This window comes from Rhizobium sp. 18055 (genome assembly GCF_902706285.1).
Classification (GTDB): domain Bacteria; phylum Pseudomonadota; class Alphaproteobacteria; order Rhizobiales; family Rhizobiaceae; genus Rhizobium.
In genome coordinates this window covers 1-399 of sequence record NZ_CACSKD010000437.1, presented here as the reverse complement: position 1 = coordinate 399, position 399 = coordinate 1, and the positions used below count along the sequence as shown (strand labels likewise).

Below are 399 nucleotides of genomic sequence, written 5' to 3'. Positions count from 1 at the left end.
GTGTTCGCCGGCCAGAAGACCTACAACGGCGTGGCGCTGCTGTCGCGTGAGCCGGCGCAGGACGTGCAGATCGGCATTCCCGGTTTCGAGGACGAGCAGAAGCGCGTCATCGCCGGCACCTTCGGCGACCTGCGGGTGATCAACCTGTACGTGGTCAATGGCCAGGACATCGGCACCGACAAGTACGACTACAAGCTGCGCTGGCTGGAAGCGGTGCATGCCTGGATCGCCGGAGAACTGCAGCGCCACCCGAAGCTGATCGTGATGGGCGACTTCAACATCGCCCCGGACGCGCGCGACGTGCACGACCCGGCGGTGTGGAACGACAACCACATCCTGACCTCCACCGCCGAGCGCGGCGCATTGAACAAGCTGCTGCAGCTGGGCCTGCACGATGGC

The 399-nt window shown here is 65.4% G+C and carries 1 protein-coding gene; it reads left to right on the top strand.

Annotation, left to right across the window (positions count from 1 at the left end):
• Window positions 1-399 (top strand): exodeoxyribonuclease III (locus GVL52_RS29885; protein ID WP_200848061.1); only part of this gene is annotated, 399 nt, incomplete at both ends.